Raw genomic sequence first — 22,445 nt, 5'->3', positions numbered from 1 at the left:
CCGACCGTTCGGACGGCCGGCAGCGGTCCCGGACGCCGCTGCGCCCGCGTCAGGAGCACGGCAGGGAACCTGCGCGGTCCGGCTCGGCGTGCTGAGGTTTCTGTGGGGCCGGGCCCGCACGGTGTCGTGCGGGCCCGGCCCCGGCGTTTCAGTTCACCAGGCGCCAGTGCTGGTTCGCACCGCCCGTGCAACTCCAGAGCTGGACTTTCGTCCCGTTGGCGGTCCCCTGGCCGACGGCGTCCAGGCAGAGCCCCGACTGCACCGCTGTGATCGTGCCGTCAGGATTGATGTTCCACTGCTGGTCCGCCTGGCCGCTGCAGTCCCAGATCGCCGCCGGGGTGCCGCTGCCCGCGGACTGGCCGACGCCCAGGCACTTGTTGCCGTAGACGACCAGCTGCTTTCCGGCGGTGTAGGCCCACCGTTGGTTGGAGCCGCCGTTGCAGTCCCACAGTTGTGCCTGCGTGCCGTTGGTCGTGGTGAAGTTGTTGATGTCGAGGCAGCGCCCCGACTGCTGTCCGACGATCTCCTGGTTGCCGGACGGCGGTGGCGGCGGCTGGTTCGAGTCGAACTGTGTGAAGAACTGCCACACCGCTGCCGAGGTCCAGGTGCGCCAGCCGTCACCGGTGGAACCGTCTATGGGCCCGGGGTCGTGGCCCGCGCCGTCGAACGCGGCCCAGACGACGGGGTATCCGGACTTGCATCCCGAGTAGGCGGTGATGACGTGCGTCAGGCTTCCGTAGGCCGGCTCGGGCGGGTTCTGCGGGGTGCAGCCGTTCGCCCGGACGAAGGTGTCGCGCAGTTCCCGTCCCAGCGAGATGGGCAGCACGTCGTCCCTGAGGCCGTGCAGGCCCATGTAGGCGATGGGCTGAGTACCGCCGTCGCAACCGCTGAGGTTCGCGCCGGAGTAGACCGCCACCGCACGGAAGACCGTCGCACGGGAGCAGGCGAGGGCGTACGACATCGCGCCGCCGTAGCTGAAGCCGGCGGAGAACAGCTGGGTGGTGTCGACGCACAGACCCGTTTCGATCTGGCTGACCATGGCGTCGACGAAGGCCACGTCCTGGCCGCCGGTGTTGGCCCAGCCGTTGCCGATGCCCTGGGGGGCGACGAAGATCGTGCCGTTGTTCGCGCTGTCCGCCAGGCGCCTGAGGCCGTAGTAGGACCAGTTGTACCCGTCCGTTCCGCCCGAGTCGACGTCGGCGGCCGTGCCGCCCCGCCAGTGGAATCCGAAGATCAGCCGGTAGGGGTGGTTGCTGTCGTAACCGGCAGGCACCCGCAGTATGTAACTGCGCGTCTGGCCGCCGCTCTGCATCGTGTGTGTGCCACTCGTCAGTGCCGGGGCCTTGCCACAGCCGGAGCTCGCCGCGGCGGCGGTCCTCGTGACCGACGGGGGCGCGCCGAGTCCGCTGCTGAACGAGGTGCCCGCGGCTGACAGGACGAGAACTATCGCAGCCGCCATGGACATTAAGAGTGGTGCGCGTTTCATGCACTCCTTCTTCCGTGGTCGAGGGATGAACAGGGAGCGTCGGTCGCCGGGGCGGTTCAGACGCCGGTAACGGTCCATTCGTTGTTGGTGCTGGAGTTCGGCGTCCACATCACCGTGGTGGAGCCGACCGCGGTGCTGCCGCTGCCGTCGAGGGCGGTACCAGTGCCCCGATTGATGATCTGGTAGCGGTTGCCACCGAGGCTGCCCAGCGACCACTGCTGGTTGTTGCCGCCGTTCCACGCCGCCTGGCGGGCGGGAGCGCCGTTGGCGGAATTGCCCCAGCTGTCGACGGCCATGCCATTGGTGCGGTTCATGATGCGGTAGTAGCCGTTGCCGAGGTCGATCAGCTGCCACTGCAGGTTGGTGCTCCCGTCGTAGTTCCACTGCTTGAGGTTGGAGCCGGAGGCGACGTCGCCCCCGCTGTCGAGCACCAGTCCGCTGGTCACATTGGCGATCTTCACCCAGGTGGTGGAGCCACCCGGCCCGCCCAGGGCGGGAATCTCACCGGAGAAGGTGAGCTTGACCGTGTACGCCAGGGCGTTGAACGGCGGGTTGGCCGAGGGCATGACCACGTGCAGTCCCGAGGCGTCCTGGGTAGGTGCGGGCAGGTTGATGTAGGTGCCGGCGGCGTTGTTCAGCAGTTGCGCGCCGGTCAGGCTGCTGAGGTTGATCTGGTTGGAGTTCAGCGTCGTGATGGTCATCGTGCTGCCCTGCCAGCCCAGCGCGGTGGCGTAGAGCACCTTGTTGTTCTGACTGCGGGTGAACCGGATGTCCTTCGGCGTGCCGGCCACCGGTCCGCTGAACGATCCTCCGCCCATCTTGGTGGGCCCCTCGCCGTAGCCGGCCCAGGAGCGGGTGCCGTAGACCGCCTCCCCGAAGCGACCGAGCCAGTCACCCATGCCGAGCAGGATCGACTGCTGCCCGGAGGGGATCGTGCCGTCGGCCATCGGCGCGATGTTCAACAGCATGTTGCCGCCCTTGCTGACCCGGTCGATCAGCGAGTGGAGCAGGGCCTGCGTCGAGTAGTAGCCGATGCCCACCGTGTAGCACCAGCTGGAGGAGGAGACGCTGTCGTCGGTCAACCAGTAGGGGGTGAGCAGCCCTGACGGGCCGCCGCGCTCGAAGTCGAAGACCTCGCCCTTGTTGTCGAAACCGTCCTTGTAGGTCGCGACCACGTCCTGGTTCCAGGAGACCGCCTGGTTGTAGTAGTGCGCGAGGAACTGGAGCCGGTAGGACTCCTGCACCAGGCCCAGGTCGAAGTCCTGCCATACCAGGTCCGGCTGGTAACCGTCGACGATCTCGATCAGCTTGTCGTACCAGAGTTTGTTCTCCGCGGCCGAGCCCTGCTGGCCGAAGAGGATGCGCAGCGTCGGGTCCGACTGGGACGGCACGTGGTCGTAGAAGCCGTTGAAGTGGTAGGCGTGGTGCAGTGACGCCATGAACTTCAGCCCCTGCCCGCGGATGGCCTGCGCGTGCAGCCCCACGAGGTCGAGTCGGGGGCCGCGCTGGACCGAGTTCCACGGGTTGGAGCGGCTGTTCCACATGGAGAAGCCGTCGTGGTGTTCGGCGACGGGGCCGGCGAACTTCGCGCCCGCGGCCTTGAACAGCTGCGCCCAGGCGTTGGGGTCCCAGTTGCCGCCCTGGGAGGCGAGCTTCGGGGCGAACTGCACATGGTTGCCGGCCTTGTCGCGGGCACCGTCGATGAAGTTGTTGTACGGCCACACCGAGGGATCGCCGTAGGTGGCGATGTGGTGCTGGTTCTCGGCAGAGCCGCCGATGTACATATTGCGCGGATACCACTCGTTCCCGAACGCGGGAACGCTGAAGACGCCCCAGTGGTAGTAGATGCCGAACTTGGCGTCCTGGAACCAGGCCGGGGCCGGGGGGTGCTGGTCCACGGAGGACCAGGTCGCGGTATAGCTTCCGGGGCCGTCGGTCGCGGCCGCCTCGGGAGCGAACCGCAGCAGACCGAAGGCCGTGGCCGCGCCGGCCGCCGACAGCAACCGGCGCCGGCTGATCGGAAGGGAAGAAGATGTCATAGGGGGCCTCTCCGAGTGAGTGGCGCGGGTGGATTCGGGTGGGTCAGCTGTGCGTCCACTTCTGGTTGCTGCCGCCGTTGCAGGTCCACAGCTCCAGCAAGGTGCCGTTGGCCGTTCCCCCGCCGGTGGCGTCCAGGCACAGGCCGGACTGAGCACCGGTGATCGTGCCGTCGGCGTTGAGCGTCCACTTCTGGTTGCCGCCCCCGTTGCAGGTCCAGATGTCGACCTTGGTGCCGGGGCTGGTGCCCTGGCCCGAGGCGTCCAGGCAGGAGCCGCCGTAGACCCGCAGCTCGCCTGCCGATGTGTACGTCCACTGCTGGTTGCTGCCACCGTTGCAGTCCCACAGCTCGACCTGGGTGCCGTTCGTCTGCGACTGGTTGGGCACGTCCACGCACCGGCCGGAGCCGGTCCCTGTGATCGGGGCGGTCGTGCCACCGCCGGTTCCTCCGCTGCCGGGGGTGAGGGAGAGGTTGTCGAACTGCGCCGTCTCCCCCTGGCTGGTCGCGTAGCCGACCTGTCCGCCGGCCCAGGTGTAGTCGTTCACGGAACCGACGGTGGAGCCGTCGATGACGGCGGTGATGCTGTTGCCGGCGAAGGTCAGCCCCAGGGTGTGCCAGCGGTTGGTGCCCAGCGCCGTGGTCGTGCCGTGCGCCAGGGTGGAGACGTTGCCGTTGGTGTCGGAGTTCAGGACGGACCAGGCTCCGGTGTCGCTCACCCGCAGGTGGTAGGCGTTCAGCCCACCGGTGCTGCTGTAGTCCTGCGCGTTCGCGCGCCCGATCAGCTCGGCGTATCCCGGCTGTTCGAGCATCACGTCGGAGGACACGCTGTAGTTGCTCCAGCCCACGTCGCCGAGCAGCGCGTGGGGATCGGACAGCACGTCCCAGGTGATCGGCTTCTGCGGGCTCATCTGGCGCACGCACTTGCCGCTGCGGCCGCCGCCGCATCCCGTCACCTCGAAGGCGCCCTGCCAGTCCATGAGGTACTTCGCCTCGGTGCCGGCGGTGTAGCCGTCGAAGGAGTCGCCGTACGGCAGGCTGAACGCGCCCCGGCCGGGACCGGTGGCGGCGCCCTTGCCCTGTCCGGTCGTGGTGGTCAGGGTGTACACGCGGCCGGGCTGCACGGTCAGGCTGAATGCGCCGCCGGACGGGGTGATGTCCGTGGTGTGCACGAGGTAGTCGGCCGTGTTGCCGGATCGGACGTCGGTCGACCAGACGTGGACGGTCTTGGTGGCGGACAGCCCTCCGGTGACGTTGAAGTTCAGCGTCTGGGCGCTGCCGGCGTCCATCGTCTCGACGACCGTGGAGTAGTCGGAGTTGTTCGTGGACTTCAGGGACACATAGCTGCCGTTGTTCCGGTTGCCGCCGATGTAGCCGCTGGAGTCGTCGAGGTAGTGCCACCCTGGGGCGGTGAACTGGGTGGTCTGCGCCATCACCCAGGCGTTCCTGCCGATGGCGTAGTAGCCGGACCACGGCTCCGGGGCCAGGGCGAGACCCATCGTGGGATAGGGAATGTTCGGTGTGACCGAGGCGATCACCGGCCAGTTGAGATAGGCGGTCATCCGGCCGTCGATGTATCCGCGGTTGATGCCACGGGCCATTGCCGTCGCGCCCGCGTTGTAGTCGTCCGAGCCGTTCTCGCTGGCCCACAGCTGCTTGCCCGAGGAGGTGGCGGCCGACGGCACCGAGCAGTTGGTCTGGGCGGACCGGTAGCCGCACGGGTAGTGCGTGCCGATGACATCGACCGACGCGCGGAAAGCCGCGTCGGAGTTGACGTCGCCCGCCACCGCCCAGTCCGAGTCGGCCGCGACGATCTTGACGGTGCCGTAGCCGTTGGAGTTCAACGCGCTGCGCAATTGCTCGTACCAGGAGATGTTGTAGCCCCGCTCGTTCCACCCGCCGAGGTAGTCGACGGTCAGCCCGTGCTGCTTGGCGCACCCCAGCCACGAGACCAGATAGTTGATCATGTCGGTGGACCAGAAGTTCCCGCCGCCGATCCAGCCAGGGGCGCCCCAGGCGAGCCCGTACAGCTTGATGTCCGGGTTGCGCGCCTTGGCCTGCTCCATCAGCCACCACTCGTAGCCCCGGTCGCAGTTCAGGTCGGACCGGGTGTGCTGGTGACTTGGCTCGGCCCCCGAGGTGGAGTTGGTGTCCCCGCCGATCTCGGCCTTGAGGATCTGCAGGGAGGCGCCGTAGCCGGGCTTGAACAGGTAGTCCAGGACCTGGCCGCGTTGAGGCTCGGGATAGTCGATCAGGAGTCTGCTGTTGCCGCCTCCGCCGCTGATCGCACCGACGCCGTCGAAGGTCCGTCCGCCGGACGCGCCGTTGATGGTGATGGAGGTGGCGGCCTGGGCCGGCGCGGCCGCCGTGCCCACGATGCCGCCCGCGGCCAGGAGGAGGCCCGTGAGCACGGCCGTCAAGGCGCGTGAGCGTCTCAGCAGCCGACGGAGAGTCGACACGATGAGGGTCCCTTCCGAGGAGATGTGTTCAGCCGAGGATGAAGTCCTGGTTGGTGCCGGGCGCGTTCTTGCACGGCCGCTGTGCGGGGAGCCTCATACGGTCCTCCTGCAGCTTCGGCGCGCGGACGGTGCGGTGCGGTGACACGCCGGGGCGGCGGTCACGTGCCGCCCCGGCGCCGCATGATGCGGGTTTGTCACGGGTCAGTTCAGCGTCCATCGCTGGTTGGATCCGCCGTTGCAGGTCCACAGCTCCACAGCGGTGCCGTTGGCGGTCGCGGCGCCGGTCACGTCCAGGCACAGGCCGGACTGTGCGCTGGTGATGGTGCCGTCGGCGTTGACGTTCCACTGCTGGTTGGCCTGGCCGTTGCAGGTCCAGGTGATGACCTTGGTGCCGGGGCTGGTGCCCCGGTTGTAGGCGTCCAGGCACAACTGGCTGCCGCCGGAGTACACGGTGAGCTGGTTGGACGAGGTGCGGGTCCAGGTCTGGTTGGCGCCGCCGCTGCAGTCCCAGATCTGCAGCTGGGCGCCGGCCGTGGTGGACGAGTTCGGCACGTCCAGGCACTTGCCCGCGCCCACGGCGTGCACCGCACCGGTCGTGCCGCTGTTGCCTCCCCCGCCGTAGCCGGCCGCCGTGATGCCGGCCTGGACGGCGTTCTCGGTGGCGTCGGAGGGATAGCCCGCCGTCATCGCACCTTCGAAGAACTCGCCCACGCCCGAGACGCTGTTGTCTCCCCCGGTGCCGAGCAGGACCGAGCTGTCGGACTTCATCGGTGAGTAGCCGTTCGGCAGGGGGCCGGAGAAGGTGGTGGTCAGACCGCCGCTCGCGCCGTTGCCGTATTTGAGGGTGAAGTTGCTGGTGCCGTTGTTCTTCTCCCACGCGCTGACGAAGGGGTAGTGCACTCCGGGGTTGCCGGGATCTTTGTTGGAGCCGGTGTTGGTGTGGTACATGCCGTTCTCCAGGTCGGCCTCGACCCATGGGCCGCTGCCGGTGCAGCCGCCGAACCAGCAGGCGTTGCCCCAGTAGATGGCGTTCATGGTGGCGTTGCCGGTGTCGGTGTGGGAGTTCTCGCCGCTGCCGTAGTCGAAGCAGCACCACTGGTTCGTGTAGTTCGACGACGTCACCATGTAGATGCCTTCGGGCTGGGATCCGGTGGCGACCCCGCTCGCGTGGTCGAGCCGGTACCCGACACCCTGCGTGACCTTGACCCCGAAGACCTGGTGGCCGCCCACGGTCACCGGCAGGGCCATGGCGTCCGCCCCCACGTCCGACCCGTTCGGTCCTGGCCCCTTCCAGTAGCCGCCCCAGGAGATCGGCAGGTCGTTGTGCAGGGCGGTCTGGTCGTAGATCTTCGTGATCGTGCACGACGTGCCCGAACAGAAGGAGACCTGGGACGCGGCGTCGGCGTACCCGCCCGCGCCGAGCAGCCCGATGTCGCGGTAGCTGTGATCCGAGGCTCGCTGGATCTGGTACAGCGGCCCGTTGTACGAGGCGAAGAGCGACCTGGTGGTGGAGTGCGCCGTCACACACGGTGTGCCGCCCGCGGCGTAGATGTCGCAGGGAAGCGACGACGCGGCGGCCGCGGCCGCCGCATGGACGGTGGCGGTCTGCGAGGACTTGGCGAACGCCGGTGTGCCGAACGCGGCCACGACCATCGCCAGGACGACCAGGAACAGGGCTGTGCATCGCCTTCGTCGGCGATCAGTGACCGGCTTGAGCATGGAGACCTCCTCTGTGGCGGTGCCGCCACGCGGTGGCACGGAAGGCTGACGGTCGTCGATGGAGGGGCGCCCGGCTCACCCCAGCGTCCACTGCTGGTTGCCGCCGCCGTTGCAGGTCCACAGCTGGGCGAGGGTTCCGTCGGCGGTGGCCGCTCCGGTGACGTCGAGGCACAGGCCGGACTGGACGCCGGTGACCGTGCCGTTGGAGTTCACCGTCCACTGCTGGTTTCTCTGGCCGTTGCACGGCCAGATCTCCACCTTCGTCCCGGGAGTGGTCTGGTTGTCGTAGGCGTCCAGGCACATCTGGCTGCTGCCGGAGTAGACGGTGAGCTGGTTGGAGGTGGAATGCGTCCATGTCTGGTTGGCCCCGCCGTTGCAGCTCCAGATCTCCACCTGGGTGCCGGCGGTCGTGGTCGAGTCCGGTACGTCCAGACACTTGCCCGCACCCACCGCGTGCAGCTCACCGGTCACGCTGGTGCCGCCGCCGCTGCTGGTGCCGCCCGCGACCCGGTACATCACCGTGCCGTGCGCCGGCACCGAAGCGCTGATGGTGCCCGAGGTGGTCGAGGACGCCCCCGACCAAAGGTCCGTCAGGGTGTAAGCGGACGCCCCGGTCTTCCCGATCGCGGCCGCCGTGGTGGTGATGGTCGCCGTCGAGCCCGTCTCGTTGAACAGCGCCACCGACACGTCCCCATTGGCCAGCGGCTTGGCCAGCACGTCCAGCCCGCCCGAGGAGGACACCATCGTCCCCTGTTTGCCGAGCGGGTCCTGGTCGACCGCGATCACCCGGGAGTTGGTCAGGACGGACAACGTGTCGGAACTGGCCGAGGGGATGTTGGTGCCGGCGATGAGCGGCGCGGCCATCTCGGCCCACAGACTGAACTCGGTGCGGTTCTCGGTGGCCGTCAGCGAGCCGTTGCCGACCTCCAGCATGTCAGGGTCGTTCCAGTGGCCGGGGCCGGCGTAGGAGGCCAGTCCCACGTTGCTGTGGAAGATCGACAGCATGCTGGAGAAGCTCGGGCTGATGTCCCCGGTGGTGCGCCAGCTGTTGCCCACGCCCGCGCCCCAGGTCCACACGTTCTCCTGACCCCAGTTGCACAGGCTGAACAGGATCGACCGCCCGGTGGCCGCCAGGGCGTCCCGCATCGCGGTGTACCGGGTCTGCGCCGGAACCCCGGTGTTGTTGCAGTTGTCGTACTTCAGATAGTCCACACCCCAGGACGCGAACGACTGCGCGTCCGTGGTCTCGTGCCCCAGGCTGCCCGGATACCCCGCACAGGTCGCGGTGCCCGCGTCCTCGTAGATCCCCAGCTTCAGCCCCAGCGAGTGCACGTAGTCCGCGGTGCCCTTGATGCCGTCGGGGAACTTGGCCGGATCCGGCACCAGGTGTCCGCCGGAATCGCGACTGTGGGTCATCCAGCAGTCGTCGATGTTGACGTACGAATAGCCCGCCGCCTGCATGCCGTTGGTGTGCATGGCCTGCGCGGTGGACTTGATCAGCGACTCGGAGACATTGCAGCCGTACGCGTTCCAGTCGTTGAATCCCATCTGCGGGGTCAGCGCGAGCCCGTTGCCGAGCGCGGCGGCGGGCTGCGCCGTCCCGAGGGAGACGAGGGGGACGGTCACGGCGAGCAGCACGCCCGCGAAGGCGAGCGCCGACGTTCTGCGGAAGGACGGTCGCGGGAAACGGCGTCCAGCGAAGGTAATGGACATGTCAAAAACGCTCCTGGGCGGGTGTCGTGGCGGTGCTCCGGATGCGCGGGAGGCCGACGACCTCCCGCACGGGTGAACAAGAACTCAGCGGTATCCGGCCGCGGTGATGTCGGCCTGCACCGCGTTGTCGGTCGCGTCGGAGGGGTAGCCGGCGACGATGGCTCCTTCGTAGAAGGTGCCGGCACTCAGATTGGCGCCGCCGTCGGGCTTGCAGCAGTCACCGCCACTCCCCAGGACGATGGCCCCCTGCTTCTTCATGGGACTGTATCCGGCGGGAAGCCCGCCGTCCCACAGGGTGGTCAGGCCACCGGACTGCGCGTTGCCGCCCTTCAGGGCGAACCTCGACGTCCCGTTGTTCTTCAGCATCGCGGTGACGAACTTGCCGGGAAATGCCCGCTGGCCGGTGTTCCAGGACTGGCTGCCCCCGGAGTACAGACCCCATTCGAGATCGGCCTGCACCCAGGGTCCGCTTCCCGAGCAGCCGCCGAACCAGCACTCGGTGCCGAAGTTGATGGCGTCCATCGCCCCGGCGGCGTCGGCCTTCCTTGTCGTCTCGCTGTTGCCGTAGTCGAAGCAGCAGCCGCTGTTGACGTGGGTGCCGCTGGTCACCATGTACGCCCCTTCGGGCGCGCTGCCGGTCGGGACGCCCGTCAGGTGACCGTCCCGCCAGTAGCTGTTCCCCGGGTTGATGTACAGCGAGTACGCCTTGGTACCCCCGGCGGTCAGCGACTCGGAGGTCGCCTTCGCGGGGCTGCTCTGGGTCGACCCGGGAACCTGCGCCGATCCCTGGTACCACAGGTCGTTGCCGTGCCCGGACTGATCACGGACGACCGTGATCACGCACGAGGTACCCGCGCAGAACGAGTCCTGCGCCGCCGCGTCGGCGAAGCCGCCGGGCGCCAGCACGCCGATGTCCCTGGTCGCGTTGTCCGAGGAACGCCGGACCTGGTACAGGGAGCCGTTGTACGAACGGTAGAGCGCCCGCACCGTGCTGTGCGCGGCCACGCACGGCGTACCGCCGGCGGAGTAGATGTCGCACGGGCCCGATCCGCTGGGCGGAGGAGGTGTCGGCGTGCTCCACTTCTGGTTGCTCCGGCCGTTGCAGGTCCACAGGATGACCGCAGTGCCGTTGGCCGTGGCCGCCCCGTTGACGTCCAGGCACAGGCCGGACTGGACACCGGTGACGGACCCGTCGGAGTTCTGCCGCCACATCTGGTTCGACTGCCCGTTGCAGGACCAGATGATCACCGGGGTTCCCGGAGCGGTCTGATTGTCGGAGGCGTCCACGCACCGGGTGCCGCTCATCGTCCTCAGCTCGCCCGCCGACGTGAACTCGAAGGCCTGGTTGGCCTGGTCGTTGCAGTCCCAGATGTCCAAGGCCGTTCCCGGCGTGTCGACGTTGCCCCTGACGTCCAGGCACCGCCCCGAGGCCGAGCTCACCAGGGGTGCCGCCGGCGCCGGGGCCGACCAGGTCGGGGCGGTGGTCAGCAACGCGGTCAGCAGTGCCAGCACGCATACGACGGCCGCCGCCGGTAAGCGGGGTCTCCGAGCCGCGGATCTCCAGGGCGCAACAGATGAAGGCTGCATTCTGTTCCTTGAATACGTGGGGGAAGGGGACAGAGAGTGCTGTGCCTGTTCCGAAGGGGCTCACAAGGGGGGTCGACCGCTCCCGTGAGAGTGCCCGAGAGCACCCACAGAAGGCCTCAGACATCCCATGTCGCATAGTGATCCCACAGGCCTGACGCCGTGTCAATAGACCTGCCACGCCGAATCGCCGCTCGATACATCCCATGTCTTGCTTCGGTCGGACCGCCGTGACGGCATGCCGAAACCCGCGTCCGGCGACGGCTGCCGTGCCGGGCGCGGGTGTGCGTTCGGGTCCTCCGAAGCGATCCGGGGGCAGGAGGGCGCGCTGGGCGCCGATCACCTCACCTGAAGTTCCAATGCTGGTTGGCGCCGCCGTTGGCATCCCAGATCTCAACCGGGGTCCCGTTGGCGGTCTGTCCGCCGGGCAGCTCCAGCGCCCGGCCGGACGCCACGTTGATCAAGGTGTACGAACCGTCGCTGTTCTGGCTCGCCCGCCAGTGCTGGTTCGCACCGCCGTTGGCATCCCAGATCTCCATCCGGGTGCCGTTGCCCGTCTGGCCGCCCGGCTCGTCCAGGACCCGGCCGCTGCCGACGTTCGTCAGCGTGTACGAACCGTCGCTGTTCTGGCTCGCCCGCCACTGCTGGTTCGCGGCAGTGCCGTTGGCATCCCAGACCTGCAGCAGCGTGCCGTTCCCCGTCTGTCCCGCCGGCACGTCCAGCACCCGGCCGGCGGCGGCATTGCTCACCGAGTACACCGTGCCCGACACGATGCCGCCCCCCGAGTTCCCCCCGCCGCCCAGCGCGGACAGGACCGCGTCATAGGCCGGCTTCTTGTTGCCGTTGCCGTCGAACAGCAGCGGATTGTCCCCGCTGCGCCAGGAGTCGCTGTCCCTGATCCCCCACACCGTGATGCCGGTGCAGCGGGCGACGTTCATGCACGCTCGGACCGTGTTGGCGTAGGCGGTCGACGGCGCCTGGGCGATGTCGAGTTCGGTGATCTGGACGTCGACGCCGAGGGCGGCGAAGTTGGACAGGGTGGTCTGGAAGCTCGCCGGCGGGCCGCCGGCGCCGAAGTGGCTCTGGAAGCCCACACAGTCGATGGGCACACCGCGGGACTTGAAGTCCTTGACCATCGCGTAGACGCCCTGCGTCTTGGCGTCGGTCCAGTTCTCGATGTTGTAGTCGTTGTAGCAGAGCTTGGCCGAGGGGTCGGCGGCCCGGGCGGTGCGGAAAGCCTCCTCGATGAAGCCGTTGCCGAGCACGTCCTGGAACACCGAGCTGCGGTGCTGGGTGGAGCCGTCGGCGAAGGCTTCGTTGACCACGTCCCAGGCGTAGATCTTGCCCTTGAAGTGGGTCATCTCGGTGGTGATGTGGTTGTCCATCACGCTGCGCAGCGTGTTCGCGTCCCTGATTCCGCTGACCCAGCCGGGCAGCTGCGAGTGCCACACCAGGGTGTGGCCTCGCATACGCTGCCCGTGCGCGGTGGCGTGGCCGACGATCTGGTCGGCCGGGCCGAAGTTGAAGCTGCCGCGGGAGGGTTCGGTGGTGTCCCACTTCATCTCGTTCTCCGGGGTGATCATGTTGAACTCCCGGTCGAGAATCGTGGAATACGTCGAGTCGCCGAGCTTCCCGGCAGCCACGGCCGTGCCGAAATAACGGCCACTGTCGGCCGCGGCCGCGCCCAGCGTGCCGGAAGCCGCATGGGCGGCGGGGGACACTGTCCCTGCCAGGGCCAGAACCGCGCCGGCTGTCAGTACGGTGGGCAGGGCCAGGGCCTTGCGGAGGCGGGGCTCCTCATTGAGCCAGGACATGAAGGATCATTCTCCTTTGTGTGTTGGGGGCGGACACCGATCACGAGCCGGTGCCGCGGTGAGGTCGGATCACGGGGCCGAGGTGACCGGCAGAGCGGTCCACTGCTGGTTGGCGCCGCCGTTGCAGTCCCACAGGACCAGTTGCGTACCGTCGGCGGTGGACGCGCCGGGGTCGTCGAGACAGCGGCCGGAGACCGGGTTGCGGTAACCGCCGTTGTACGCCTGCCACTGCTGGTTGGCGCCGCCGTTGCAGTCCCAGATCTCGATCTTGGTGCCGTTGGCGGTACCGCGGCCGGTGACATCGAGGCACTTGCCGAGCGCCCGCAGGGTGCCGTCGGAACGCGCGGACCACTGCTGCGACTCGGAGCCGTTGCAGGACCAGATGTCCGCGGCGGTCCCGTTGGCGCTGTTGCCGCCGAACACGTCCAGGCACTTCCCCGCGATTCCGGAGCGCACCTGCCCGCCCGAGGAAACCGGCGGCTTGATCCAGCCTGCCGCGTCCGCGGCCTGGACCCCGGCGTTGAAGGCGTCCGCCATCTTGCGGTAGCCGTCGTCGTCGGGGTGCAGGGAGTCGGACAGGTCCGCAGGGGTCAGAGCACTCATGTCCACCAGGCGTACGTGCTTGCCGGCAGCCTGCTCGGCCTGGACGATTCCGGGGAGCTTGGCGTTGAACGCCGGCCGGCTGGCCTCCTCGGTGCCGCTGGTGGAGATGATCAGGGTGCCGACGAGGACGGTCGCGTCGGGGACGTCGCGGGTGATCTGGTCGATGAGCGCACGGAGCCGGTCGGTGGCGGTCGGGACCTGATAATTGCCGTTCAGGTCGTTTGTACCGATCTCCAGGGTGACCACGTTCGGCCGGTAACGGGCCAGCACGTTGTCCGCGATGCCCGCTATCTGGTCGATGCGCCAGCCGGAGTGGCCTTCGTTGTCCGGGTCGGACATGGTGCCGTTGCGGCCCGAGCCGACGAAGTCCAGGGCGTGCCCCTCGGCCGACAGCTGGTTCCACAAAGAGCCCCGGTAGCCGTTCCCGGACGGGCTGCCGACGCCCCAGGTGATCGAGTCGCCCAACGGCATGAGCCGCAAGGTGGCGGGTGCGGCGGCAGCCCGCACGGCGGAGGGTGGCGCCTCGGTGCCGGTGGCGGCCGCCGCGGGCAGTGCACAGCCCATGCCCAGCGCGGCCGTCAGCGCCGCTGCCCATGGAGCCGAGTACTTCTTCATCAGCGTTCCTCACTGGTGCGGGACAGTGGGTGGGGTGAACGAGCCCGCGAGCGGTCAGCGGGGGGGGTGAAGTCCTGGTTGCTGCCGGCCGTGTTCTTGCAGGCCATTGGTCGAGCTGTCGGCCGGGATCGCTGCCTCAGCCGTAGACGTCCAGGCACAGGCCGCTGTTCTTGTTCCGGATGGCGCAGGAGCTTTCGGACTGCTGAACCGGCAGCCGCAGAGCGTCGACCGCTCCGTCCGGGGCCTGCTGCACGACGTTCGGTGTGCCGGCCGCCGTGGAGCCGTCCGACACCGCCACGACCAGTCCGGAGCTCTGCGCCCGCAGCTGCCCCCGACCGCCGGTGTCCGGCACGAACTTGAACTGCTGGTCGCTCCACGCGTTGGAGGTCCACTGGTCGATCGCGGCGCCCGCGCTGCCGAAGTGGCCGTATACATCCAGGCACAGGCTGTCGTTGCCGATCACCAGCTGGCGGTAGCCGCTGGGGAAGCCGTCGCCACCGCCGACCGCCGACTGGATGCCTGCCTGCTGGATGACCTGCCTGGCGCCCTGCGGCCAGTTGGTGCCGCTGACCTGGACGTTGCCGGTGAGGACGTTGTCGTGCGGAGGACCGGTGGCATCGGGTGCGGGTGGGGACGGTGGCCGGGATCGGCCCGAGATTGACGAGTCCATGACATGTACATCGTTCGGCGCGCTCCTTGCGACTCGGCCGTTGCGGTGTGGTAAGTCCCGAGAGGTGCCCTGCTGCGCAAGTGGACCGCCATCGTTCGTGATGTCGAACGGAGGTCGAAGTGTCGAGCAACTTGGATGATAGGGAACCCGTGAGCGACGTCAATACCTCTCGCAACGATTCGTGATCAACACCGAAAGGTTCGCGCACAGACCGAGTGGTCGGCCCCTGCGGAATGTGCGACTGCCCCGCCACCTCGCGACCGCGGTACTGACGATCCCCACGACGCCGGCTCAAGCAGGATTGCCTGGTGGGCCGTTCACTCGAGGATGGCCGAAAAGTTTCGACAGCCCCTCGCGGCGCGCAGTCGTAACTTTCGGCGAACTTTCGTAAACGAACCAATTGACTGCCGCTCTGCGCCCAGCGCATACTCACGAGCGATCGAAGCCTCCCCGTAACGGAGACGACTCCATACGGTCACACCGGTCCACCTGGCACGTCCACACACACATGCCCGGAGGGGGGAAGCACGGGTTGCAGTGATCGTCGCGAACTCGCGCACCCAGACCCTCACTGCCACCACGGTCGGCCTGCCGCTTGAACACCCAAATCAGCGCACCCAAAAGGCTTTTGTCAGTCAACAGTCCATTACTTCGCGCAAGACATCTGTACCGATTCCGCCTTTGATGACAGATCAGGAAGTTTCCACGATGACGAGGAAAGCACGCAGCGCGACGGCCGTCGCGATCGGCCTGGGCATCGCGCTCGCCGCCACCGGGTGTGCCGGCGGCAACGACTCCGGCAGCGGCGGCGGTTCGGCCGACGGCAAGGTCACCCTGACCGTCTGGGAGAACGCGCAGCCCGGGGCCGGTGACGTGTACTGGAAGAACGCGGCGAAGGCTTACCACGCGCTGCACCCGAACGTCACGGTCAAGATCCAGATGATCCAGAACGAGGATCTCGACGGCAAGCTGCAGACCGCGCTCAACGCCAACACCGCGCCGGACATCTTCCTGCAGCGCGGTGGCGGCAAGATGCGTGCCGAGGTCGACGCCGGCCAGCTCCAGGAGCTGAACCTCACCGACACCGACAAGGCCAACGCGGGCGCGGCGGCCATCGGGGGGTACTCGATCGACGGCAAGGTCTACGCCATGCCGCTCGACACCCAGCCGGAGGGCATCTACTACAGCAAGGACCTGTTCAAGCAGGCCGGCATCTCCGCGCCGCCGACGACGATGGAGGAGCTCAAGGCCGACGTCGCGAAGCTGAAGAAGATCAACGTCGCGCCGATCGCCGTCGGCGCCAAGGACGCCTGGCCGGCTGCGCACTGGTACTACAACTTCGCCCTGCGCGAGTGCAGCCGGAACACCCTGGACACGGCGGCCAAGGAGCTCAAGTTCAACGATCCGTGCTGGACCAAGGCGGGCGACGACCTGGCTGCGTTCCTGAAGGTCGAGCCCTTCCAGAAGGGCTTCCTGACGTCCACGTCGCAGCAGGGCGCCGGGTCGTCGGCGGGCCTGCTCGCCAACCACAAGGCGGGCATGGAGCTCATGGGCAACTGGGACCCCGGTGTGATCAAGAGCCTCACCAAGGACCAGAAGCCGCTCCCCGACCTGGGCTGGTTCCCCTTCCCCGCAGTGACCGGCGGCCAGGGCGACCCGAGCGCCATCATGGCCGGCCTCGACGGGTACTCGCTGTCCAAGAAGGCACCGAAGCAGGCCCTTGAGTTCCTCCAGTGGCTCGTGACCAAGGACCAGCAGGAGGCCTACTCCAAGGCCTTCATCACGCTCCCGGTGAACAAGCAGGCCCAGGAGGTCGTCACCGACTCCTACAACGTCTCGACGCTGCAGGCCTTCAACAAGGCCCCCTACTCCATGATGTTCCTCGACACCCTGTACGGCCAGAACGTCGGCAACGCCATGAACACCGCCGTGGTGAACCTGCTGGCCGGCAAGGGCACCGCCGCGGACATCGTCAAGGCCACCAACGCCGCTGCCGCGAAGGGCTGAGTAAGCACACCATGAGCGACACCCTGGGTACTGACCCGGCCACCGGCCGCCAGTCGCAGGGCACGCCCAGAGTCGGGGGCGCGGCCGTGGCCGCGCTCCCGACTTCGGCGCGCGCGGCTGCGCGCCGCCGCGGCCGTGCCAAGATGCGACTCGAGATCGCGCTCCTGTCCGGACCGGCGATCATCATGTTCCTGGCGTTCGTGATCTTTCCGATCGCGCTCGCGGCGTACTACGGCTTCTACCGGTGGCACGGCTACGGGCCACCCACGGACTGGGTCGGCCTGAACAACTACAAGCTGATCCTCACCGACCCCGCGTTCCATGAAGTCCTGTGGCACACCGGACTGGTCCTGGTGCTCTCCCTGGTCATCCAGGGCCCGCTGGCGGTCGTCCTCGCGCTCCTGCTCAACCAGAAGATCCGCGGCCGCTCGGTCATCCGCGTCCTGATCTTCGCGCCCTACATCATCTCCGAGGTCATCGTCGGCACCGGCTGGGGCCTGATGCTCCAGAGCAGCGGCGCCGTCAACGACCTGCTGCACCACCTCGGTCTGGGCTTCCTGCAAGCGGAATGGCTCTCCAACTCGAAGCTGGCCATCTGGACGCTGATGGCCATCATCACGTGGAAGTACATCGGCTTCGCGGTGATCCTTATGCTCGCCGGCCTGCAGTCGATCCCCGACGAACTCTTCGAGGCCGCACAGATCGACGGCGCCTCCTACTGGCAGATCCAGCGTCGTATCACGCTGCCGCTGCTGGCGCCGACGATCCGCATCTGGGCGTTCCTGTCGATCATCGGCTCGCTGCAACTGTTCGATCTGGTCTACATCATCTGGGGTCCGTACGTGGCGAGCACCGCGGGCACCTCGACCATGGCGATCTACATGGTCGCCCAGGGACGCAACGCGGGCAACTACGGCTACGGCAGCGCCATCGCGGTCGTGATGTTCCTGATCTCGCTCGTCGTCGCGCTGATCTACCAGCGCTTCGTCCTGCGCCGCGACCTCCAGGGCGCCGTCACCGAAGGAGCCAACCGATGAGTGCGACCACCGCCGACTCCTGGTCCTCCTCCGCAGCCGAGCCGAAGGCGCCCACCGGCCGTCGCGGCCATCGCGACAAGCCGCAGAAGTGGGGAAGTCCCTTCACCTACTTCGTCGCGCTCCTCTTCATCGGGGCCTGTGTCGCGCCGGTGATCTACATCGTGCTCGGCGGATTCCGCACCAACTCGCAGATCACCACGAACCCGGCCGCGCTACCGCAGCCCTGGGTCTTCAGCAACTACGCCGCCGTTCTGAGGTCGGTGACGTTCTGGGGCGAATTCGCCAACTCCGTCATCGTCGCGCTCGCGAGCACCGTCGGCACTGTGATCCTCGGCCTCATGGTGAGCTTCGTGATCGCCCGCTACGACTTCAAGCTCAAGGGCGCGATGTACTCCCTGTTCGCCGCCGGCCTGATGTTCCCGCTGGTCATCGCGATCACCCCGCTGTACATCGTCGTCAAGGACCTCGGCCTCCTCGACAACCTGTTCGGTGTGATCATTCCGCAGATCGCCTTCGGCCTGCCGATGACCGTCATCATCCTGGTGCCGTTCCTCAAGGCCATTCCGAACGAGCTCGAGGAGGCCGCCGCCATCGACGGGGCGAGCCGGCTCGGGTTCTTCGTCCGGATGGTGATCCCGCTGTCACTGCCCGGTGTGGTGACGGTCGGCATCCTCGGGTTCGTCAACAGCTGGAACAACTACGTGCTGCCCCTGTACATCCTCAACTCGCAGGCGAACTTCACCCTGCCGCTCGGCGTCCAGGCCTTCTCCTCGCAGTACTCCGTGGACACCGCGAAGGTCCTCGCGTTCACCTCGCTCGCGATGCTCCCCGCGCTGATCTTCTTCTCGGTCTTCGAGAGGCGGATCGTCGGCGGGCTCACCGGCGCCGTGAAGGGCTGAAACCGGCACCAGGATCTGCGCCGCACCGTCGTCACACGCCTGCCCCTGCCGTACCTCCGGCAGGGGCAGGCCGCTGTGCACACGGGTCACCGCCTGTCCCTCACGGCGGGTTGGCGGCCAGTCGGCAGGCGCCGGTCGCGGCGCCGCCCGGCACGCCGACCCCGGTCAGGGCAGCGACACAACCCTGCAGGTCGCCGTGCACACCCTGGGTGCACGCCGCCGTGACGGCGGCCGACGCTTCGACGCCCGTCTGCTGAACCATGTTCATACAGGCCGGGATGTCCGCCTGGGCGGTGGGGGCGGCGAACGCGGCGCCGCCGAGTACGAGGGCCAGACCGGTGAGTACACCGGGGACAAGGGTCGATGTGCGCATGGAAGACACCTGTGTCACAGCCACGTATGGCTGCCCATGGTCAAGAGACAAGACACTCTGATGAGTGGCACTGCAGCATGGAGCGCGAGCAGATGCTCGCGAAAGAACCGCTCAGGCGGAATCCGCACGAGCGAAGCCGGGCCCGGCCAAGCGTTGTGAAGCGCGAGACGTTCTAGCCGAACTCGCCCTCGCGCACACCTTCTCGGAACGCAGCCCATTCCTCTGCGGTGAACCGCAGTGGCGGCAGGTCCCTGTTGTTCGAGTCACGCACGGCAACGGCACCGCCACCGAGGTCTGCCACCTCGACGCAGTAAGGCGTTGTCTTGTCGATGCTCTTGCTGCTCTTGACCCAGCGCGCTTCCGTCAGGTCGAGCGCGTAGAGTTCGGCCTTCCTCGCTTGCATATGAAACCCCTTTCGGCGCTCGGTCGTGTGTTCTCTTTCCACCCTCACCCGTTCGGACCAACCCTGCAACTGGCCAGGCAGGCGCCATGGGCACTTGGTGGCGCAGCTGCGGGGGCAACCTACGGAGCGAACTCAACTCCCGGCAGGACAGCGGCAGTTTCACGGTGCGGGAGGCGAACTCTGCTCGGCCAGGTCGCCGGAGGCCGCTGCGTGTCAGAAGTCCCTCTCGGCAACGGGGGTCAGTGCTGGGGCGGCGCCGACAGGCGGTGCAGGCGCAGCGCGAGCTGGATCTCCAGGGTGCGGGCCGGGGTCTGCCAGTCGTCGCCGAGCAGGCGGCCGACACGTTCCAGGCGCTGGGCGACGGTGTTGACGTGCACGTGCAGCTCGTCCTTGGTGCGGGCCGGGCTCATGCCGCAGGTGAAGTACGCCTCCAGAGTGCGTATGAGGTCCGTGCCACGGCGCTCGTCGTAGGCGGTGACCCGGCCGATGGTGCGGTCGACGAAGCCGGCGATGTCCCGGTCGCCGGCCAGGAGCAGGCCGAGGAAGCCGAAGTCCTCGACGGCGGCGCCGTCGCCGGTGCGGCCGAGGAGCCGCAGGGCCTCCAGGCAGCGCCGTGCCTCCGCGTAGGCGGCGGCCGCGGTGTCGGGGTGGGCGGCGAGGTCGCCCACGGGGGCGGAGGCGCCGACGGTGACCGCCTCGTGCACGGCGGTGCCGAGGTGGTGGGCGGTGCGGCGGGCCAGGTCCGTCGCGGTGGTGCCGGGCTGGAGGGGCAGCAGCAGGACGGTGCCGCCGTCGCGGGCCGCGGCCAGGCCCTGGCGGGTGGCGGCCAGGTGGGAGGCGGCGGACCACAGCCGCCGGCGGGCGGCGGCCTCCTGGTCGGCGTCGGCGGCCGGGGCGTCGAGCCGGGCGGCGAGCACCACGTGCGTGGCGTCCAGGTCGGCGTGCAGCCGGGTGGCGCGGTCGCGCAGCAGGCGCGGGTCGCGGTCCCGGGCGTCGAGGAGGTCGTCTAGCAGTTCGCCGCGGACGCGCTGTTCGGCCTCGGCGGCCGAGCGTCTGGCGAGCAGCAGCAGGGAGGTGACCATGGCGGCGCGCTCCAGGGTGCGCTGGTCGACGGGGTCGAGGCCGGGGTGGCCGCGCAGCACCAGCGCGCCGAGCAGTTCTCCGCCCGCGGTGACCGCGGCGATCCAGTCGTCGCCGTGCCGCACCGCGTGCCCCTCGGCGCGGGAGGCCTCCAGGGGGCCGGCCGGCGCGGCGGTGGCCTCGGTGAATTCGACGGTGCCGGAGAGGACCTGGGAGACCGCCGCGGCCACGTCATGGACTCCGCCTCCGCGCAGCACGAGTTCGGCGAGCCGGTCGTGCACGTCGGAGGCGCGTTCGATGGCGCCGCTGCGGTCCCGGATGATCTCGTTGGCGTGTTCCAGGTCGGCGAGGGCCGAGCGGGTCTCGGTGAGCAGGTTGGCGCTGTCGATGGCGGCCGCGGCGAGGGCCGCGAAGGAGCCGAGCAGGGCGATCTGCTCGCGTTCGAAGACCCGGGCCCGCCGGTCGGCCGCGAACAGGACGCCGATGACCTGCGGGCCGAGCATGAGAGGCACGCCGAGGATGGCGACCAGACCCTCGTCCTGCACGCCGGCGTCGATGGTGCCGGTGTGCTGGAAGCGGGCGTCCTTCATGTAGTCGTCGGTGACATAGGGCCGCGCGGTCTGGGCCACCAGTCCGCCGAGCCCCTCCCCCATGCCCAGGCGCAGCTGCTGGAAGCGGGCGGCCACGGAGCCCTCGGTGACGCGCATGTAGGTGTCGCCCCGGGCCGCGTCGTTCAGGGTGAGGTAGGCGACATCGGTGCCGAGCAGCGAGCGGGCGCGCTGCACGATCGCCGGCAGCACCGAGTCCAGGTCTCTCAGGCCCGCCAGGTCGTGGGCGGTCTCGAAGAGGGCGGACAGCTCCGCCTCCCGGCGGCGGCGTCCGTCCAGTTCGGCGCGGACGCGCAGGGCGAGCAGCTTGGCGTGCTCGAGCGCGGCGACGCAGTCGGCCGGCCGGTCCTCGGCGCGGGCGCGCAGCACCGGCTGCTCGTAGGCGTCCGCGGGCGCGCCGCGGGCCAGCAGCTCGAGGAACGGGGCTCCGGCGTGGCACCCGGTGCCCTCACCGCACGGGGTCCCGTCGCTGCCGTGCGGCAGGGCGCCGGTGCCGCGCGGGGTCGCCGCGTCGGCGGTGGGGCGGTCGGCGGACTGCACGTGATCGGTGGACATGCCCACAGGATTCACCATTCGCCCGTCGCCCGTTGAGCCCTGTGGAAAACTCGGCGGCGGCCGGCCTCCGGGCAGGTCGGTGGGCGGTCCGGCCGCCGTCGAGAACGAGCGAGGTGCCGGTGACGAGCGCCGTGCGACCGCCGAGATCGAGCGAGGGGCGTGGGGAGCCGGGAGGGCGCTGGACGACGTCATGCCCTGACCTCAGGCAGCGCCCTCCCTGGCTACATGTGGCACGGCCCCACGCTTCACTCAAAACCCATGGGCTCGAACCACGTGGGTCCGTCGGAGAGGGCCTGCTTGATCCGCACCAGCCCGAACTCGTCGAGATCGGGCAGGGCGTCCACCGCGAACCAGCCCACGTCCAGGGACTCGTCGTCGTTGACCCGTGCCTCGCCGCCCACGGCACGGCAGCGGAAGGTGATGTCCATGAACTGGCAGATGTCGCCGTTGGCGTAGGTGACGGGTTCCAGTGCCTGGACGAGGACCACCCGCTCGGCGACGCAGCGCACCGCGGTCTCCTCGTGGACCTCCCGCACGGCGCAGGCGGCCGGCTGCTCACCGGGGTCCGGGATGCCGCCGATCACCGACCATCTGCCGGTGTCGGAGCGGCGGCCCAGCAGCACGTTGCCCTCGTCGTCGAAGACGATCGCGGTGACCCCGGGGAGCCAGAGCAGCTGTCGGCCGGCGGAGGCCCGGATCGTGCGGATGAAGTCAGGAGTGGCCATGGAGCGACCCTAACGGGCCCGGGCCGGATCCCCGGATCGCGGCACGGTCCGGGGGCGTAC

The 22,445-nt window shown here is 68.7% G+C and carries 16 protein-coding genes and 1 pseudogene; 3 read left to right on the top strand and 14 right to left on the bottom strand.

Annotation, left to right across the window (positions count from 1 at the left end):
- Positions 1 to 148 precede the first annotated feature (148 nt).
- The 10 genes and pseudogenes from IE318_RS03170 to IE318_RS03125 form a co-directional block, all read right to left on the bottom strand.
- The gene (locus IE318_RS03170) at positions 149 to 1,465 is read right to left on the bottom strand and encodes an RICIN domain-containing protein (RefSeq protein ID WP_189896022.1); all 1,317 of its coding nucleotides are present in this window, start codon (positions 1,463 to 1,465) and stop codon (positions 149 to 151) included.
- Between the two features lie 77 nt (positions 1,466 to 1,542).
- Entirely contained in the window at positions 1,543 to 3,525 is a 1,983-nt protein-coding gene (locus IE318_RS03165) for an alpha-L-fucosidase (RefSeq protein WP_189896020.1), read from the bottom strand.
- A gap of 43 nt (positions 3,526 to 3,568) precedes the next feature.
- Positions 3,569 to 5,980 carry a ricin-type beta-trefoil lectin domain protein gene (locus IE318_RS03160; protein WP_189896019.1) on the bottom strand — a complete coding sequence of 804 codons (2,412 nt, stop codon included), beginning with the start codon at positions 5,978 to 5,980 and terminating at the stop codon, positions 3,569 to 3,571.
- Positions 5,981 to 6,008: 28 nt separating this feature from the next.
- Complete coding sequence (locus IE318_RS03155) at positions 6,009 to 6,197, bottom strand: hypothetical protein (RefSeq protein WP_189896016.1); 189 nt, start codon at positions 6,195 to 6,197, stop codon at positions 6,009 to 6,011.
- Positions 6,182 to 7,699: an arabinofuranosidase catalytic domain-containing protein gene (locus IE318_RS03150; protein ID WP_189896015.1), complete on the bottom strand. Its 1,518-nt coding sequence runs from the start codon at positions 7,697 to 7,699 to the stop codon at positions 6,182 to 6,184. Before IE318_RS03150 ends, IE318_RS03155 begins: the two co-directional genes overlap by 16 nt.
- Before the next feature lie 75 nt (positions 7,700 to 7,774).
- Positions 7,775 to 9,412: a glycoside hydrolase family 27 protein gene (locus IE318_RS03145; RefSeq protein ID WP_189896013.1), complete on the bottom strand. Its 1,638-nt coding sequence runs from the start codon at positions 9,410 to 9,412 to the stop codon at positions 7,775 to 7,777.
- 84 nt (positions 9,413 to 9,496) lie between these two features.
- Positions 9,497 to 10,921: a lectin gene (locus IE318_RS03140; RefSeq protein ID WP_189896432.1), complete on the bottom strand. Its 1,425-nt coding sequence runs from the start codon at positions 10,919 to 10,921 to the stop codon at positions 9,497 to 9,499.
- 422 nt (positions 10,922 to 11,343) lie between these two features.
- Positions 11,344 to 12,810, bottom strand: a pseudogene (locus IE318_RS03135) (glycoside hydrolase family 10 protein); the annotation flags it as partial.
- Between the two features lie 69 nt (positions 12,811 to 12,879).
- Positions 12,880 to 14,028, bottom strand: coding sequence for an SGNH/GDSL hydrolase family protein (locus tag IE318_RS03130; RefSeq protein ID WP_189896008.1), 1,149 nt, complete (start codon positions 14,026 to 14,028; stop codon positions 12,880 to 12,882).
- Positions 14,029 to 14,164: 136 nt separating this feature from the next.
- The gene (locus IE318_RS03125) at positions 14,165 to 14,698 is read right to left on the bottom strand and encodes an RICIN domain-containing protein (RefSeq protein WP_308438550.1); all 534 of its coding nucleotides are present in this window, start codon (positions 14,696 to 14,698) and stop codon (positions 14,165 to 14,167) included.
- A gap of 708 nt (positions 14,699 to 15,406) precedes the next feature.
- On the opposite strand from IE318_RS03125, the gene IE318_RS03120 reads away from it, so the two are divergent.
- From IE318_RS03120 to IE318_RS03110, 3 genes are read left to right on the top strand one after another with little or no spacing between them, the layout of a single operon-like run.
- Complete coding sequence (locus IE318_RS03120; RefSeq protein WP_189896007.1) at positions 15,407 to 16,705, top strand: ABC transporter substrate-binding protein; 1,299 nt, start codon at positions 15,407 to 15,409, stop codon at positions 16,703 to 16,705.
- An 11-nt stretch (positions 16,706 to 16,716) separates the two neighbouring features.
- Complete coding sequence (locus tag IE318_RS03115) at positions 16,717 to 17,742, top strand: carbohydrate ABC transporter permease (protein ID WP_189896005.1); 1,026 nt, start codon at positions 16,717 to 16,719, stop codon at positions 17,740 to 17,742.
- Complete coding sequence (locus IE318_RS03110; protein WP_189896003.1) at positions 17,739 to 18,641, top strand: carbohydrate ABC transporter permease; 903 nt, start codon at positions 17,739 to 17,741, stop codon at positions 18,639 to 18,641. The genes IE318_RS03115 and IE318_RS03110 overlap by 4 nt, the downstream gene beginning before the upstream one ends.
- A 100-nt stretch (positions 18,642 to 18,741) precedes the next feature.
- On the opposite strand, the gene IE318_RS03105 is transcribed toward IE318_RS03110, so the two are convergent.
- The 4 genes from IE318_RS03105 to IE318_RS03090 form a co-directional block, all read right to left on the bottom strand.
- Complete coding sequence (locus IE318_RS03105; protein ID WP_189896001.1) at positions 18,742 to 19,014, bottom strand: hypothetical protein; 273 nt, start codon at positions 19,012 to 19,014, stop codon at positions 18,742 to 18,744.
- A 172-nt stretch (positions 19,015 to 19,186) separates the two neighbouring features.
- Positions 19,187 to 19,417, bottom strand: a complete 231-nt coding sequence (locus IE318_RS03100; protein ID WP_189895999.1) for a DUF397 domain-containing protein — start codon at positions 19,415 to 19,417, stop codon at positions 19,187 to 19,189.
- Positions 19,418 to 19,656: 239 nt separating this feature from the next.
- Positions 19,657 to 21,660 (bottom strand): helix-turn-helix domain-containing protein, encoded by a 2,004-nt coding sequence (locus IE318_RS03095; protein ID WP_189895997.1) that lies wholly within the window; start codon positions 21,658 to 21,660, stop codon positions 19,657 to 19,659.
- Positions 21,661 to 21,905: 245 nt separating this feature from the next.
- Positions 21,906 to 22,385, bottom strand: coding sequence for an NUDIX hydrolase (locus IE318_RS03090; protein ID WP_189895994.1), 480 nt, complete (start codon positions 22,383 to 22,385; stop codon positions 21,906 to 21,908).
- Positions 22,386 to 22,445 lie beyond the last annotated feature (60 nt).

The sequence above is a fragment of the Streptomyces spiralis genome, from assembly GCF_014654675.1.
Lineage (GTDB): Bacteria > Actinomycetota > Actinomycetes > Streptomycetales > Streptomycetaceae > Streptomyces > Streptomyces spiralis.
The sequence above is the reverse complement of the archived record's forward strand: the minus strand, read 5'-3'. Positions and strand labels throughout refer to the sequence as shown.

Coding starts and splice junctions, on each gene's coding strand:
- IE318_RS03170 (WP_189896022.1), bottom strand. CDS start 1,465: ATGTCCATGGCGGCTGCGATAGTTCTCGTCCTGTCAGCCGCGGGCACC.
- IE318_RS03165 (WP_189896020.1), bottom strand. CDS start 3,525: ATGACATCTTCTTCCCTTCCGATCAGCCGGCGCCGGTTGCTGTCGGCG.
- IE318_RS03155 (WP_189896016.1), bottom strand. CDS start 6,197: ATGGACGCTGAACTGACCCGTGACAAACCCGCATCATGCGGCGCCGGG.
- IE318_RS03150 (WP_189896015.1), bottom strand. CDS start 7,699: ATGCTCAAGCCGGTCACTGATCGCCGACGAAGGCGATGCACAGCCCTG.
- IE318_RS03145 (WP_189896013.1), bottom strand. CDS start 9,412: ATGTCCATTACCTTCGCTGGACGCCGTTTCCCGCGACCGTCCTTCCGC.
- IE318_RS03130 (WP_189896008.1), bottom strand. CDS start 14,028: ATGAAGAAGTACTCGGCTCCATGGGCAGCGGCGCTGACGGCCGCGCTG.
- IE318_RS03125 (WP_308438550.1), bottom strand. CDS start 14,698: ATGGACTCGTCAATCTCGGGCCGATCCCGGCCACCGTCCCCACCCGCA.
- IE318_RS03120 (WP_189896007.1), top strand. CDS start 15,407: ATGACGAGGAAAGCACGCAGCGCGACGGCCGTCGCGATCGGCCTGGGC.
- IE318_RS03115 (WP_189896005.1), top strand. CDS start 16,717: ATGAGCGACACCCTGGGTACTGACCCGGCCACCGGCCGCCAGTCGCAG.
- IE318_RS03110 (WP_189896003.1), top strand. CDS start 17,739: ATGAGTGCGACCACCGCCGACTCCTGGTCCTCCTCCGCAGCCGAGCCG.
- IE318_RS03105 (WP_189896001.1), bottom strand. CDS start 19,014: ATGCGCACATCGACCCTTGTCCCCGGTGTACTCACCGGTCTGGCCCTC.
- IE318_RS03100 (WP_189895999.1), bottom strand. CDS start 19,417: ATGCAAGCGAGGAAGGCCGAACTCTACGCGCTCGACCTGACGGAAGCG.
- IE318_RS03095 (WP_189895997.1), bottom strand. CDS start 21,660: ATGTCCACCGATCACGTGCAGTCCGCCGACCGCCCCACCGCCGACGCG.
- IE318_RS03090 (WP_189895994.1), bottom strand. CDS start 22,385: ATGGCCACTCCTGACTTCATCCGCACGATCCGGGCCTCCGCCGGCCGA.